Consider the following 14,233-nt stretch of genomic DNA (forward strand, 5'->3'; position numbering starts at 1 on the left):
ACATGGATACCTTGAGCTATCTGGGCCAGGGCTTCGGCGTTGCCCTGTCCCCCTATAACCTGGTCACCGCCCTGTCCGGCACCTTGATCGGCACCGTGGTCGGCCTGCTGCCAGGCCTGGGCCCGATCAACGGCGTGGCCCTGCTGATCCCGATTGCCTTCGCCCTCGGCCTGCCGCCAGAATCGGCGCTGATCCTGCTGGCAGCGGTGTACCTGGGCTGCGAATACGGCGGGCGTATCAGCTCGATTCTGCTGAACATCCCGGGCGAGGCTTCGACCGTGATGACCACCCTCGACGGTTACCCGATGGCCCGCCAGGGCCTGGCTGGCGTTGCCCTGTCGCTGTCGGCCTGGAGTTCGTTCATCGGTGCGCTCATCGCCACCTGCGGCATGGTGCTGTTCGCCCCCCTGCTGGCCAAATGGGCGATTGCCTTCGGCCCCGCCGAGTACTTCGTGCTGATGGTGTTCGCCATCGTCTGCCTGGGCGGCATGGCCGGTGACAAACCGCTGAAAACCTTCATTGCCGCATTGATCGGGCTGTTCCTGTCGGCGGTCGGTATCGACGCCAACAGCGGCGTCTACCGCTTCACCGGCGACAGCGTGCACCTGGCCGATGGCATCCAGTTCGTGGTGTTGGTACTGGGCCTGTTCTCGATCAGCGAAATCCTCCTGCTGCTGGAAAAGACCCACCATGGCCACCAGGCGGTCAAGGCCACCGGGCGCATGCTGTTCAACTTCAAGGAAGCGGCTTCGGTGTTCGTGGTGAATATCCGCTGCGGCCTGCTCGGTTTCATCATGGGCGTGCTGCCGGGCGCTGGCGCCACGCTGGCCAGCGCCGTGGCCTACATGACCGAAAAACGCCTCGCCGGCACCAGCGGCAAGTTCGGCAAGGGCGACGCCCGTGGCCTGGCGGCACCCGAAACCGCCATTGGTGCTTCCTGCTGTGGCGCCCTCGTGCCCATGCTGACGCTGGGCGTACCGGGCTCCGGTACCACCGCGGTGATGATCGGTGCACTGACCCTGTACAACATCACCCCAGGCCCCCTGCTGTTCGAGCAGCAGCCAGACATCGTCTGGGGCCTGATCGCTTCGCTGTTCATCGCCAACATCATGCTGGTGATCCTCAACATCCCGATGATCCGCATCTTCACCCGCATCCTGGCCGTACCAAACTGGGCGCTGGTGCCGGTGATCGCCATCATCACCGCGATCGGCGTGTACGCCGTGCATGCCACCACCTTCGACCTGTTCCTGATGGTCGGCATCGGTATCATGGGCTACATCCTGCGCAAGCTGGACTTCCCGCTGTCGCCGATCCTGCTGGGCTTCATCCTCGGCGGCCTGATGGAACAGAACCTGCGCCGCGCGCTGTCGATTTCCAACGGTGAACTGGGCATCCTCTGGTCAAGCCCAATCAGCCTGTCGGTATGGGTGCTGACCCTGTGCATGCTGACCCTGCCGCTGCTGCGCATCTGGCGCAAACGTGCGCAGCAGCGTCGGGCCATGGCAGATGCCTGACCGGTCACTGCCGCTGTACGTTGCAACCGGGCTGGTCGGCCTTGCTGGGGGTTTTGCCGCCAGCAAGGTCGGCTGGCCTTTGCCGTGGATGATCGGCTCGCTGCTGGCGATCATCCTGGTGCGCTGCCTGACGCCCTGGCAATTGCCGGAAATACCCAATGGCCGCAAATGCGGGCAGTGGGTCATCGGCATCGGCATTGGCCTGCACTTCACCCCGGCGGTGATCGAGCAGGTCGCCAGCCACTTCGTCCTGATTTTCTTCAGCGCGGTGTTCACTACCGTGACCAGCGTGATCAGCGTGTGGCTGCTCAGGCGCAGCGGCGAGGACCGCGCCACTGCGTTCTTCGCCAGCATGCCCGGCGGTTCGGGAGAGATGGTCAACCTTGGCGCGCGCAACGGCGCGGTGCTCAGCCAGGTGGCGGCCGCGCAGAGCCTGCGGGTGCTGGCTGTGGTGTTGTGCGTACCGGCAATATTCAAGTACCTGCTGGGCGACGGCGTCGCGCTCAACCACGCAGGCAGCGTAAGTTGGAGCTGGTTGGCCCTGATTGCCCCGCTGGGCATTGCCGTGGCCCTGCTGTGGCAGCGCTTGCGCCAGCCCAACCCATGGCTGTTCGGGCCACTGCTGGTGGCGGCCTCGGTGAGCCTGGCCACCAACCTGCAGATCGCCCTGCCCAACGGCGCCAGCCAGATCGGCCAATGGTTGATTGGCAGCGCCCTGGCCTGCCACTTCAACCGCGAATTCTTCCGCCGCGCCCCATCGTTTCTCGCCCGCACCCTGCTGGCCACGGCATTGTGCATGGCCATTGCCGCCCTGGCAGCCTGGGCACTGAGCGTCCTGACGGCACTGGACTTGCGCTCGCTGACACTGGGCATGATGCCAGGCGGGATTGCCGAAATGAGCTTGACCGCAGAGACACTGCAGCTGTCGGTGCCGCTGGTGACGGCACTGCAGGTGATGCGGCTGCTGCTGGTGCTGTTTCTGGCCGAGCCGTTGTTCCGCGCGTGGAACGCCAGGCCTCGATGAACGCGGCGCCCGGCGAGGGGCGAACCCGCTGGCCAGGCGCTGCGCCAGTCCACATGACTACAACGGCGGCAACGCCCAGTTGATCGGCGCCAACCCGCGCTGCTCGAGGAAGCTGTTGGTGCGGCTGAAGTGCCCGCAGCCGAGAAAGCCGCGGTAAGCCGACAACGGTGACGGGTGCACCGACTTCAGCACCAGGTGCTTGGTGCCATCGATCAGCTTCTGCTTGCTCTGCGCATGGGCGCCCCACAGCAGGAACACCACGTGCGGGCACTGCTCGCTGACGACCTGGATGATCCGGTCGGTAAAGTGCTCCCAGCCTTTCTTGGCATGCGAGGCCGCATTCGCGCGCTCGACCGTCATGGTGGTGTTGAGCAGCAGCACGCCTTGCTCGGCCCAGCTTTGCAGGTAGCCGTGGCTGGCGATCGGGATGTTCAGGTCCCGCTGCAACTCTTTGTAGATATTGACCAGCGACGGCGGCGTGGCCACCCCGGGTTGCACCGAGAAGCACAAGCCGTGCGCCTGGCCCGGCCCGTGGTAAGGGTCCTGGCCGAGGATCACCACTTTCACCTGTTGCAGCGGTGTCGAGTTGAGCGCGTTGAAGATCAGCGGCCCTGGCGGGTAGATCTGCTTGCCGGCAGCGTACTCGCTACGCAGGAACTCGCGCAGCTGATGCATGTAGGGCTGGTCGAACTCACCGCGCAACGCGGCCTTCCAGCTGGGTTCGAGTTTGATACGGTCGTCGTCAGTCATGGGGCCTTCCATAAACAATGGCGCGACACTAGGTAAGCCCTACCCGCTTGTCAAACGATCCGACCGACGACCGGCATGATTGGCCAGGCAAGCCATACTTGGGCCATGACTTGCGCGAGGTAGTCCATGACCATTCATTGCGAGGTGCTTACCGGCGCCGATGGCGCCCGCATGGGCATCGCCACCCTCGATGCGCCCATGGCGCTCAATGCCCTGACCCTGCCCATGATCGAGGCGCTGGGCGACCAGCTGCAGGCGTGGGCGCGCGACCCCGGGGTGGTCTGCGTGCTGTTGCGTGGCAGCGGCGCCAAGGCATTCTGTGCGGGAGGTGATGTGCGCGCGCTGGCCCAGGCTTGCCGCGATCAACCTGGCAGCGTGCCACCGCTGGCCGCCACCTTCTTCGCCGCCGAATACCGCCTGGACTACAGCCTGCACACCTACCCCAAACCGTTACTGTGCTGGGGGCATGGCCATGTTCTGGGCGGCGGCATGGGGTTGCTGCAAGGCGCCAACGTGCGCATTGTCACACCCAGCAGCCGTCTGGCCATGCCGGAGGTCAGCATCGGCTTCTACCCGGACGTGGGCGCCAGCTGGTTCCTGGCCCGGCTGCCAGGCAAACTGGGGCTGTTCCTTGGCCTGACCGGCGCCCCGCTCAACGCCCGCGATGCCCTGGACCTGGGTTTGGCCGACCGCTTCCTGGGTGAGCACCAGCAAGAAACCCTGGTCGATGAGCTGCTGCAACTGAACTGGCAGGAACACACCGCTTTGCAGCTCAACAGCCTGCTCAAGGCCGAACAGCACCGCGTGTGTGCCGAATTACCGGCCGCTCAATGGTTGCCGCGCCGGGCAGTGATCGACGCGCTGCTCGATGTTGCCGATGCGGCTGCCGCATGGCGCGCGCTGGAAAACCTGAAGCACCATGACGACCCATTGCTGGCCGACGCCGGCCAACGGCTGCAGCAAGGCTGCCCGCTGACCGCCCATCTGGTTTGGGAGCAGATTCGCCGGGCGCGACACCTGTCACTGGCGCAAGTGTTGCAGATGGAGTACTGCATGAGCCTGAACTGCTGCCGCCACCCGGAGTTCAGTGAAGGGGTACGCGCCCGCCTGCTGGACAAGGACAACCAGCCGCGCTGGCACTGGCCGGATGTGGCGCAGGTGCCCGCAGCGGTGGTTGAGGCGCACTTCGCCAAGGTGTGGGAGGGCAGGCACCCGCTGGCGGACCTGGGTTAGTGCAGTGGCTGCCTAGCGCTGCCATTGCCCCTGCCCGCGCGGCCCATCACCTGGCCCACCGCCATTGCCTGGCCCATTGGATTGCCAGCCGCCCCGCGGGTAGCGCTGGCTGCCATCGCGGTAGTCGTGCCGGTCCCGGTCACCCCGGTAGTCATCACGCTGGCGGTTGCCATAGTCATGACGTGGGTTACCGTGCCACTGGGTCACCGGCGGGCGAGGCTGCGGCCGGTAGTTGGGTGCGGGCTGATAGCGGTAACGCGGGGCGGGCTGGTAGTAGTAGCGTGGTGCCGGCTGGTAGTAGTAGCGTGGCTGTGGCGCCACGTAGTAACGGTCATAACGGTAGTACCCGGGCGCTGCATAGCGGTCGCTGGTGTAATAGTCGGAGCGGTAGTAGCTGCCACTCTCGTAGTAAGGCGCGCAGGCGGAAGTCATCGACCCCAGCAGGGCGATCAACAGGATTCGATAGGACATGGCGGCCTCCTGGACCGCTGGAGTGCCCGCACAGCGGCGCTGTCGGGCGTCGATGCGAAATGTGTTCATCGACATTGAATAAGACACCGGTAACAAGGTGCAGTGCCATTCCTGCAATAATTTGATACAGCTGCCCGGGCACCGAAAAACTTGCAGTCATTTCAAGGCCACCTCACTAGAATGGGCGGCTCGGCACACATCATGGGAAGATCATGCCTTTACGTTCCACCCTGTTTTCGCAGCGTTCGCTGATCTTCACCCTCCTGTTGCTGCTGGCCTGCGGCTTTCTCGCCACCTCGCTGCTCAGTTACTTCGCTTCGCGCAGCGCTATCCGTGACGGCATCATCAATACCGAGTTGCCGCTGACCTCCGACACGGTCTACTCGGAAATCCAGAAAGACCTGATTCGCCCGGTACTGATCGCCTCGATGATGGCCCAGGACACCTTCCTGCGCGACTGGGTGCTGTCCGGCGAGCAGGACACCGCACGCATGACCCGCTACCTGGGGGAGGTCATGGGCAAGCAGGACACCTTCACCTCATTTTTCGTGTCCGACCGCACCCTGACCTACTACCAGGCCAAGGGGGTGCTCAAGCATGTCGACCCTGGCGCCTGGCGCGACGCCTGGTACTTCCGCCTGCGTGACCTCAAGGCGCCTTATGAGATCAACGTCGACCTCGACATGGCCAACCATGACAGCCTGACCGTATTCATCAACTATCAGGTGCATGACTATCAGCAACGCTTCATCGGCGCCGCCGGTGTCGGCCTGAGCGTATCGTCGGTGGTCAAGCTGATCGACCGCTATCAACAACGCTACCAGCGCGCGGTGCTGTTCACCGACGCCAAGGGCAAGGTGCTGCTGACCGGCTCGGCAGGCGGCCCGCATGGCCTACAGGTGGGCCAGCAGCTCAGTGCCAACCCCGAACTGCAGGACCTGCTGGCCGAACGGCCTGTACCCAGTGAAGGCAGCCACGAGTACCGTGACAGCGACCAGCACAGCCACTTCCTCAACGTGCGCCAGTTGCCTGAGCTGGACTGGTACCTGCTGGTGGACAAACGGGAAACCGGCGCGCTCGATCGCATTCGTCACTCGCTGTACCTGAACCTGGCGATCTGCACCATGATCACCCTGGTGGTACTGGCACTGGTACACGCCATGGTCCGCCGCCATCAGGCCAGCACAGAGGCCCTGGCGACCCTCGACAGCCTCACCGGCCTGCTCAACCGGCGCAGCTTCGACCTGCTGGCTGCCCAGGCCCTGCGCGAAGCCCAGCGCGACAGTGGCCCACTGGTGGCGTTGCTGTTCGACCTGGACCACTTCAAGGCGCTGAACGATACCCATGGCCACCTGGCAGGCGACGAAGTGCTGCGCCAGTTCGCCAATGTGCTGCAAAGCAGCCTGCGCCAGTCGGATATACTGTGCCGCTGGGGTGGCGAGGAATTCATCGTGCTGCTGCGTGAAGCCGAGGGTCGGCACGCCATCGAGGTGGCCGAAAAGATCCGCCAGCGCACCGAACAGCTGACCTTCAGCTACGACGACCAGCCACTGCGCCTGACCACCAGCATCGGCCTGAGCAGCCTGCGACCGGGGGATACCCTGCACGCCCTGCTGACCCGCGCCGACCGTGCCCTTTATCGTGCCAAACAGGCTGGCCGCAACCGTGTCTGTAGCGAAACCCCATGACTGATCAGCAACACTGCCCCGCTTGCGGCGCGCTCAACCACTGCAGCCTGGCCGACCCACGCCGCGCCCCCCAGGCCTGCTGGTGCTACGGTGTGACCATCGACCCGAGCGTGCTCCAGGCACTGCCCGCCGCGCTGCGGGACAAGGCCTGCCTGTGCCCGCGCTGCGCCGCCGTTGAAGACCAACTCCAATCACGCCCTTCCAGCTGACGCCAAGCCATGCGCCTCGATCGTTTCCTTGCCAACCTGCCCCACTGCAACCGCCAGCAAGCCCGGCTGATGCTGGCCCAGCGCCGTGTGCGCCTGGATGGCCAGGTCATCAGCGACCCGCTGGCCGAGGTGCGGGAGTTCAGCCGGGTGCAACTGGACGAGCAGTTGCTGCAGGCTGGCCGCCCGGCGCGCTACCTGATGCTGCACAAGCCGGCCGGCTGCGTGAGCGCGACCCACGACCCACAGCACCCCACTGTGCTCGAACTGTTGCCGGCGGCGCTGCGTGCAGACCTGCACATCGCCGGGCGCCTGGACTTCAACACCACCGGCCTGATGATCCTGACCAACGATGGCCAATGGTCACGACGCCTGACCCAGCCAGCGACGAAGCTGCCCAAGCACTACCTGGTGGAAACCGAGGACGAGATTGCCGAGCACTATGTGGCCAAGTTCCGTGAAGGCTTCTACTTCGCCTTTGAGAACCTCACCACCCAGCCCGCCCAGTTGGACATTCTAGGGCCGCGCCAGGCGCGGCTGGCGATTGTCGAAGGGCGCTATCACCAGGTCAAACGCATGTTCGGGTTTTTCGACAACAAGGTCGTGGGGCTGCATCGGGAGAGCATGGGGGCGATCCGGCTCGACCCGGGGTTGGCGCCCGGCGCCTTTCGGCAACTCACGCCGGAAGAAATAGGCACCGTCTAGCCCGCCCACGAACTCGCGCAACCTACCGCTGAGCGCGCGCCATACGACCGCTCAGCGCCAAACGTCACAATTAAGCCCGAACGGCACTTGCAGGATCCCCGCCCCCCTGCTTGAATCCCAATCGTCAGTCTGCATGTGACCGCTAAGTCACGATCGTAGACCCAGACACTTTTTGTCGGCCACCCAGGGCCTAGATGCCTTGGGGCACGGCAGATTGCCCGCCATACAACAACACCGTCGACGCAAGTGCCAAGGATCGACACAGGGCCCCGGTTACTCTTCAGGCGAATGCCTACCTGTCATAAAGAACGTGCACCCTGATGTCCTGTTTCGGGAATGCGCTCGCTTTGGGCCAGTGGCTTGAGTGTTCGGCCAAGCCGCCGCCAAAAGTGAACGACCCGTTTCCGCGACAAGCCACCAGGTGACGCGAATACCCTTTTTGCGCCAGGAGTCGATGACATGAGGCCAGAAATCGCTGTACTTGATATTCAAGGTCAGTATCGGGTTTACACGGAGTTCTATCGCGCGGATGCGGCTGAGAATACGATCATCCTGATCAACGGCTCGCTGGCCACCACAGCCTCGTTCGCCCAGACGGTGCGCAACCTGCACCCGCAGTTCAATGTCGTCCTGTTCGACCAGCCCTACGCGGGCAAATCCAAACCGCACAACCGCCACGAACGGCTGATCAGCAAGGAGACCGAGGCGCATATCCTCCTTGAACTGATCGATCACTTCCAGGCCGACCACGTGATGTCGTTCTCGTGGGGCGGTGCCAGCACGCTACTGGCACTGGCGCACCAGCCGCGGTATGTGAAGAAGGCCGTGGTGAGTTCGTTTTCGCCGGTGATCAATGAACCAATGCGCGACTACCTGGCGCGCGGTTGCCAGTACCTGGCCGCCTGCGACCGCTATCAGGTGGGCAACCTGATCAACGACACCATCGGCAAGTACCTGCCGTCGCTGTTCAAGCGGTTCAACTACCGGCACGTCAGCAGCCTGGACAGCCACGAATACGCGCAGATGCACTTCCACATCAACCAGGTGCTGCAACATGACCTGGCACGGGCACTGGAGGGCGCGCGCGCTATCGATATTCCGGTGTTGTTCATCAATGGTGAACGCGACGAGTACACCACGGCCGCAGATGCACGGCAGTTCGGCAAACACGTGGGGCGCAGCCAGTTTGGGGTTATCCGCGGTGCAGGGCACTTTCTGGACATGGAGACCAAGGCCGCCTGCGAGGACACCCGCAGTGCCATGCTGGGCTTCCTCAAGCCAACCCTGCGTGAAGCCCGGCAACGTTACCAGCCGCTGCAACAGGGGCAGCATGCACTGGCTATCTGAGCAACTCGGCGCCTTGGTGCGGATACCCGCCGGCATGGGGCGCCGACACGCTTTTTTTATAACGTGGGCTTCTATTTCGCGCAGGGTTCTGGTAAAAAGTGCGGCGTAAGGCGGGTATAGTTTAGTGGTAAAACGAAAGCTTCCCAAGCTTTAGTTGAGGGTTCGATTCCCTCTACCCGCTCCACATTACATTCCCCCGCATGGCGTTCCGGCAACGTCATCGCTGTCAAAAGGAGCGTTCGCTCCTTTTTTCGTTTCTGCCAATCGCTTCGATCTGCTGCTTTCGATGATCAGCAGCATGGCCAATTGCCTGTCGATCCGTTTCAATGCACCCAAGGTTTCGTGAAACATTTCGAAAGGACGACGCATGTTGCTCTCCCGCTGGCTACCGGGCCTTGCCAACCTGCTGCACTACCGCCGCGAATGGCTGCACGCCGACCTGCAGGCAGGGCTGTCGGTGGCGGCCATCCAGATCCCGATTGCCATCGCCTACGCCCAGATCGTGGGCTTGCCGCCGCAGTACGGCCTGTACGCCTGTGTGCTGCCGATGATGGTCTACGCGCTGATCGGGAGCTCGCGCCAGTTGATGGTCGGCCCCGACGCGGCTACCTGCGCCATGATTGCCGGGGCCGTGGCGCCGCTGGCCTTGGGCGAACCGCAACGCACTGCCGAGCTGTCGGTCATCGTCACCGTGCTGGTCGGGGTCATGCTGATTGCCGCTGGCCTGGCGCGGGCCGGGTTCATCGCCAGCTTCTTCTCGCGGCCGATTCTGATCGGCTACCTCAACGGTATTGGCCTGAGCCTGATCGCCGGGCAGTTGTCCAAGGTGGTGGGGTTCAGGATCGAGGGCGACGGTTTCATCCTCAGCCTGATCAACTTCCTCCAGCGCCTGGGCGAAATCCACGGGTTGACGTTGTGCATCGGCCTGGCCGCACTGGGCCTGCTGATCTGGCTGCCACGCCGCTACCCGCGCCTGCCGGCCGCGCTAACGGTGGTGGCGCTGTTCATGCTGCTGGTGGGTCTGTTCGGCCTCGACCGCTTCGGCGTCGCCATTCTCGGCCCGGTGCCGGCCGGCATCCCGCAACTGGCCTGGCCACACAGCAACCTGGCCGAAATGAAAAGCCTGCTGCGCGACGCCCTGGGTATCGCCACGGTCAGTTTCTGCAGCGCCATGCTCACCGCGCGCAGTTTCGCTGCCCGGCATGGCTACGCCATCAACGCCAACCACGAGTTCGTGGCGTTGGGCGTGAGCAATCTGGCCGCCGGGGTTTCCCAGGGTTTTGCCATCAGCGGTGCCGATTCGCGCACCGCTGTCAACGACATGGTCGGGGGCAAAAGCCAGCTGGTCGGCATCGTCGCCGCCCTGGTGATCGCCTTGATCCTTTTGTTTTTCACCGCGCCCATGGCGTGGATCCCACAGGCGGCGCTGGGCGCGGTGCTGCTGATGGCTGGCTGGGGGCTGATCGATATCAAGTCATTGGGCCACATTCGGCGCCTGAGCCGTTTCGAATTCTGGCTGTGCCTGCTGACCACCGTGGGGGTGCTGGGGCTGGGCGTGCTGCCCGGCATCGTGTTTGCCGTGACCTTGGCGATACTGCGCCTGCTGTACAGCATCTACCAGCCTACCGACGCCGTGCTCGGCTGGCTGCCGGGCACCGAAGGCCAGGTCGACATTCGCAAGTTCAAGGATGCGCGGACGGTGCCCGGCCTGGTGGTCTACCGTTTTGACGACGCAATCCTGTTCTTCAATGCCGACTACTTCAAGATGCGCCTTCTCGAGGCGGTGCAAGGCGAGGCCCAGCCCAAGGCCGTATTGTTCGATGCCGAGGCCGTGACCAGTATCGATGTCAGCGGCATGGCCGCATTGCGTGAAGTGCGCGACACCCTGGCCGCGCAGGGCATTTTCTTCGCCATCGCCCGTGCCCGCGGCAGCTTCCTGCGCATGCTGGTGCGCTCGGGCATGGCGCGCGAGATGGAGGACAAATTGCTGTTCGGTTCGGTGCGCGCCGGCATCCGGGCCTACCGGGTATGGCGTAACCGTAAGCGCAGCGTGCCGACGGCCAGGCAGGGTTGATACCCCTTGCCCCCGCCTGACATGCTAAAGTCGCCCCGCGCCCGCACCACCAATGGACCCAGCATGCCTGCACTCGACGCCCCTCTTCTGCCCTGGCCGCAACTTGCCGCCCGCCACCCCTGCGATGCCCTGCTGCTGGGTAACGGCGCCAGCCGCGCAGTGTGGAAGCCGTTCGGCTATTTCTCGCTGTTCGAGGAGGCGCAACGCGCCGGTCGCAAGAAAGGCCTGGCGATCAGCGACCAGGCCCTGTTCAAGTCCTTGGACACGGAGCTGTTCGAACCGGTGCTCAGCGCGCTCAACACCACCGTGCGCGCCAATGCTGCGCTCGCCATCAACTCCACTGCGCCGCTCAACCGCTATTACTCGATCAAGGAAGCGCTGATCCACGCCGTGCGCACCGTGCATCTGCCCTGGCGGCTGATGCCCCCGGCAACCCTGGCCGTGCTCAATCAGGCCTTGCGTGGCTATCGCAGCGTCTACACCAGCAACTACGACCTGCTGCTGCCTTGGGCCCTGCAACATGCCCCTCAGGGCTTCGCCGACCTGTTCGACGAGCAGGGTTACTTTGATGTGCGCCGGCGCAGCAGCGAGGGTACCCGGGTGATGCACCTGCACGGTGGCTTGCACCTGCTCAAGCAACCCGACGGCACCACCCGTCAACGCAGCGCCGAGAGCGCCGAGCTGCTGGAAGGTTTTGCCGTGAACATTCCCGGTGAGGTGCCGCTGTTCGTCAATGAAGACCGCAGCGACGAGAAACTGCGCGCCATCCGCCACTCGGACTACCTCAGCTGGTGCCTGGGGCAGTTGGCCCAGGAAAACCGTGGCCTGTGCCTGTTCGGGCAGCACCTGGACAGCACTGACCAGCACCTGCTCGACGCCATTCGAATGGCCGGGCCCAAGCACCTGGCGATCGCCATTCGGCCGTTGAGTGAAGCGTCGGTGATCAACCAGAAGCAGCATTTCGTCGATCGCCTGGGCGCCATGCCGGGCACGTCACTGCACTTCTTCGATGCCACGACGCATCCGCTGGGCCAGGCATCGCTGTCTATCGAAGCCGTGTTCACCCGAGGTTGAGGCCAGCTTCAAACGCCTGTTGAAGGGGCCAGTGCCGCCTCAAAGCAGCCCGTCAACTCGCAACAGCGTCTCCAGGCAATGCTCCTGCACCCCATAGAACGCCTTGAGCTGAGCGATTTTCTCCAGCAGCGCACGGTTGTCGCCCGGCTGGCGCCGCTTCACCGCAAGAATCATCTTGTTCTTGTTGGTGTGCTCCAGGGAGATGAACTCGAACACCTTGGTCTCATAACCACAGGCCTCCAGGTACAGCGCCCGCAAGCTGTCCGTGAGCATTTCGGCCTGCTGGCCCAGGTGCAGGCCGTACTGCAGCATTGGCTGCAGCAGGCCCGGGCTGTGCAGTTGCGGGCGGATCTGCTTGTGGCAGCACGGCGAACACATGATGATCGCGGCATTGCTGCGGATGCCGGTATGGATGGCATAGTCGGTAGCGATGTCACAGGCATGCAGGGCGATCATCACCTCGATGGCGTCGGGCACCACGCTGCGCACGTCACCACACTGGAACTCCAGGCCCGCATGCTGCAGCCGCACCGCGGCGGCGTTGCACAGGTCGACCATGTCCTGGCGCAGTTCAACCCCGGTCACCTGCGCTTCGCGGCCCAACGTATTGCGCAGGTAATCATGCATGGCGAAGGTCAGGTAGCCCTTGCCCGAGCCAAAGTCGGCCACCCGGAGTACCTGCTGTGTCGGCACCGGGGCGCTGGCCAGGGCGTGGTCGAAGACCTCGATGAACTTGTTGATCTGCTTCCACTTGCGCGACATGGACGGGATCAGTGCCCCCTGCGCGTCGGTCACGCCAAGGTCGCGCAGGAATGGGCGCGACAGCTCCAGGTAGCGTTTTTTCTCACGGTCATGGCCACTGGCGGGCGCGGCCTCGCGCGGGGCTTGTGCGCCATGGCGCTGAAGCATCGGCTTGCCCTTCTTGCTGAAGGTCAGCTGTACTTCGCCGTCGGCATCGAAGAGGTGGGCGTTACGGAAGCTGCCCGGCAGCAACTCGGCCACCAGCGTCAAGGCATCGTCCAGGGCCAGGTTGCGGGTGATGTCTCGGGTCTGGTGACGGTAGACCAGCGACAGGCAGGGCTGGCCCTTGACCTGCAGCGGCTTGGCGATGATTCGTTGCAGGGTCTGGTCGGCACCGACATGGCGCGCCAGCACCAGCTTGCTTAACGTGCCGCCCTGCAGGGCAGCGTTCAGCAGGTCGAGGAACTGGGCGAGTGCGTCCGGCGCGGCGGAAGCGGAATGACTGGCGGGCATGGACAAAGGGGCCTTGGGTAGCGGAACGCTCATTCTACCGTGTGCCGCGCGGCCAGGCATACCTTGGCCACCCACGGCCGCGTCACGCCCAGGCCAGGCGCTGCATAGCTTGTGGCAAACACCTGCCGCAAGCGCGACGCTCCCACATGGGCCCGGCTAAATCAACAAGTTATGGATTGTTCAATAGGAGCTGACGATGGGCTGCACAGCAGCCCCGAACTGCCTGCCCTTATCCAAGTGCGCGCCTGCATGCTGCCTCAGTCGAGAATCACCAGGCGGTTGGGCAGCTCGTTACGCGCATGGGTCGGTGGCACCTGCTCGCTCAGTAACTCGCCGCAGGCCTCGATGCATTCGACAAAACCCTGCAGGGTCCGCCCCTGGCGCACCTGTTCGGCAAACCGGCTGACGAGTGCCGCCCGAGCGCTGGCATCCAGGCAGTGCTCAATGCCGCGGTCAACCAGTATTTCCACATGCCGCTCCGCCTCGCTGACGAAAATCAGCACCCCCGTGCCAGCCGCCGTGCGCTGCAGGTTCAGCTCACGAAATTGCTGGTGCGCCAGGCGCGAAGCACGCCAGCGGCGCAGCACCCGGGGGATCAGCCAGCCGGCCAGGCGCGGGCTGCGCAGCAGCAGGCACAAGCCGACAAACAGCAGCATGTTGGCCACCAACAAGCCACGCACGCCCGGCCAGCCCAGCAGCCACTGCAGCAGGCCCGGCACGGCCAGTGCCAGCACGGCAGCCCAGAGCAGCGGCCAATACGCATAGTCGTCGGCACGCCGCGCCAGTACCGTCACCAGTTCGGCGTCGGTATGCCGCTCGGCACGGGCTATGGCTTCGGCAATCTGCCGCTGATCATACTCGTCAAAAGGGGTCATGCCGTCGGTCTCTGA

The 14,233-nt window shown here is 64.1% G+C and carries 14 protein-coding genes and 1 tRNA gene; 10 read left to right on the forward strand and 5 right to left on the reverse strand.

Annotation, left to right across the window (positions count from 1 at the left end):
• The first annotated feature begins 2 nt into the window (after positions 1 to 2).
• Positions 3 to 1,517 (forward strand): tripartite tricarboxylate transporter permease, encoded by a 1,515-nt coding sequence (locus K4A76_RS18285; protein ID WP_009683064.1) that lies wholly within the window; start codon positions 3 to 5, stop codon positions 1,515 to 1,517.
• A complete protein-coding gene (locus K4A76_RS18290) occupies positions 1,510 to 2,541 on the forward strand; it encodes an AbrB family transcriptional regulator (protein ID WP_274412310.1) in 1,032 nt (343 codons plus the stop codon). Before K4A76_RS18285 ends, K4A76_RS18290 begins: the two co-directional genes overlap by 8 nt.
• 57 nt (positions 2,542 to 2,598) lie before the next feature.
• Here the strand turns inward: K4A76_RS18290 and ung are convergent, their stop codons facing one another.
• The gene (gene ung / locus K4A76_RS18295) at positions 2,599 to 3,291 is read right to left on the reverse strand and encodes a uracil-DNA glycosylase (protein WP_009683066.1); all 693 of its coding nucleotides are present in this window, start codon (positions 3,289 to 3,291) and stop codon (positions 2,599 to 2,601) included.
• A gap of 126 nt (positions 3,292 to 3,417) precedes the next feature.
• Here ung and K4A76_RS18300 point away from each other — a divergent pair, with 126 nt between their 5' ends.
• Positions 3,418 to 4,524, forward strand: a complete 1,107-nt coding sequence (locus K4A76_RS18300; RefSeq protein ID WP_274410865.1) for an enoyl-CoA hydratase/isomerase family protein — start codon at positions 3,418 to 3,420, stop codon at positions 4,522 to 4,524.
• A 12-nt stretch (positions 4,525 to 4,536) separates the two neighbouring features.
• Here K4A76_RS18300 and K4A76_RS18305 read toward each other — a convergent pair whose 3' ends face one another.
• Positions 4,537 to 4,995, reverse strand: coding sequence for a hypothetical protein (locus tag K4A76_RS18305; RefSeq protein WP_029886127.1), 459 nt, complete (start codon positions 4,993 to 4,995; stop codon positions 4,537 to 4,539).
• Between the two features lie 212 nt (positions 4,996 to 5,207).
• Here K4A76_RS18305 and K4A76_RS18310 point away from each other — a divergent pair, with 212 nt between their 5' ends.
• From K4A76_RS18310 to K4A76_RS18330, 5 genes are all read left to right on the forward strand, one after another.
• On the forward strand, positions 5,208 to 6,683 hold the full coding sequence (locus tag K4A76_RS18310; RefSeq protein ID WP_182367390.1) for a sensor domain-containing diguanylate cyclase: 1,476 nt from the start codon (positions 5,208 to 5,210) through the stop codon (positions 6,681 to 6,683).
• Positions 6,680 to 6,892 carry a cysteine-rich CWC family protein gene (locus K4A76_RS18315; RefSeq protein ID WP_182367386.1) on the forward strand — a complete coding sequence of 71 codons (213 nt, stop codon included), beginning with the start codon at positions 6,680 to 6,682 and terminating at the stop codon, positions 6,890 to 6,892. The genes K4A76_RS18310 and K4A76_RS18315 overlap by 4 nt, the downstream gene beginning before the upstream one ends.
• A gap of 9 nt (positions 6,893 to 6,901) precedes the next feature.
• Positions 6,902 to 7,594 (forward strand): pseudouridine synthase, encoded by a 693-nt coding sequence (locus tag K4A76_RS18320; RefSeq protein WP_274410866.1) that lies wholly within the window; start codon positions 6,902 to 6,904, stop codon positions 7,592 to 7,594.
• A gap of 459 nt (positions 7,595 to 8,053) precedes the next feature.
• Positions 8,054 to 8,941, forward strand: coding sequence for an alpha/beta fold hydrolase (locus K4A76_RS18325; protein ID WP_274410867.1), 888 nt, complete (start codon positions 8,054 to 8,056; stop codon positions 8,939 to 8,941).
• A gap of 110 nt (positions 8,942 to 9,051) precedes the next feature.
• A tRNA-Gly gene (locus K4A76_RS18330) sits at positions 9,052 to 9,125 on the forward strand.
• Between the two features lie 2 nt (positions 9,126 to 9,127).
• On the opposite strand, the gene K4A76_RS18335 is transcribed toward K4A76_RS18330, so the two are convergent.
• A complete protein-coding gene (locus tag K4A76_RS18335) occupies positions 9,128 to 9,310 on the reverse strand; it encodes a hypothetical protein (RefSeq protein WP_009683073.1) in 183 nt (60 codons plus the stop codon).
• On the opposite strand from K4A76_RS18335, the gene K4A76_RS18340 reads away from it, so the two are divergent.
• Positions 9,309 to 11,015, forward strand: a complete 1,707-nt coding sequence (locus tag K4A76_RS18340; protein WP_274410868.1) for a SulP family inorganic anion transporter — start codon at positions 9,309 to 9,311, stop codon at positions 11,013 to 11,015. The two genes, K4A76_RS18335 and K4A76_RS18340, sit on opposite strands and share 2 nt — an antisense overlap.
• Before the next feature lie 63 nt (positions 11,016 to 11,078).
• Positions 11,079 to 12,089, forward strand: coding sequence for a DUF4917 family protein (locus tag K4A76_RS18345; protein ID WP_274410869.1), 1,011 nt, complete (start codon positions 11,079 to 11,081; stop codon positions 12,087 to 12,089).
• A 39-nt stretch (positions 12,090 to 12,128) separates the two neighbouring features.
• On the opposite strand, the gene K4A76_RS18350 is transcribed toward K4A76_RS18345, so the two are convergent.
• Together K4A76_RS18350 and K4A76_RS18355 are read right to left on the reverse strand one after the other, a co-directional pair.
• A complete protein-coding gene (locus tag K4A76_RS18350; RefSeq protein WP_274410870.1) occupies positions 12,129 to 13,343 on the reverse strand; it encodes a class I SAM-dependent methyltransferase in 1,215 nt (404 codons plus the stop codon).
• Positions 13,344 to 13,600: 257 nt separating this feature from the next.
• The gene (locus K4A76_RS18355; protein WP_236185550.1) at positions 13,601 to 14,218 is read right to left on the reverse strand and encodes a TPM domain-containing protein; all 618 of its coding nucleotides are present in this window, start codon (positions 14,216 to 14,218) and stop codon (positions 13,601 to 13,603) included.
• Between the last annotated feature and the right edge of the window lie 15 nt (positions 14,219 to 14,233).

The sequence above is a fragment of the Pseudomonas sp. NEEL19 genome (genome assembly GCF_028751975.1).
GTDB lineage: Bacteria > Pseudomonadota > Gammaproteobacteria > Pseudomonadales > Pseudomonadaceae > Aquipseudomonas > Aquipseudomonas juntendi.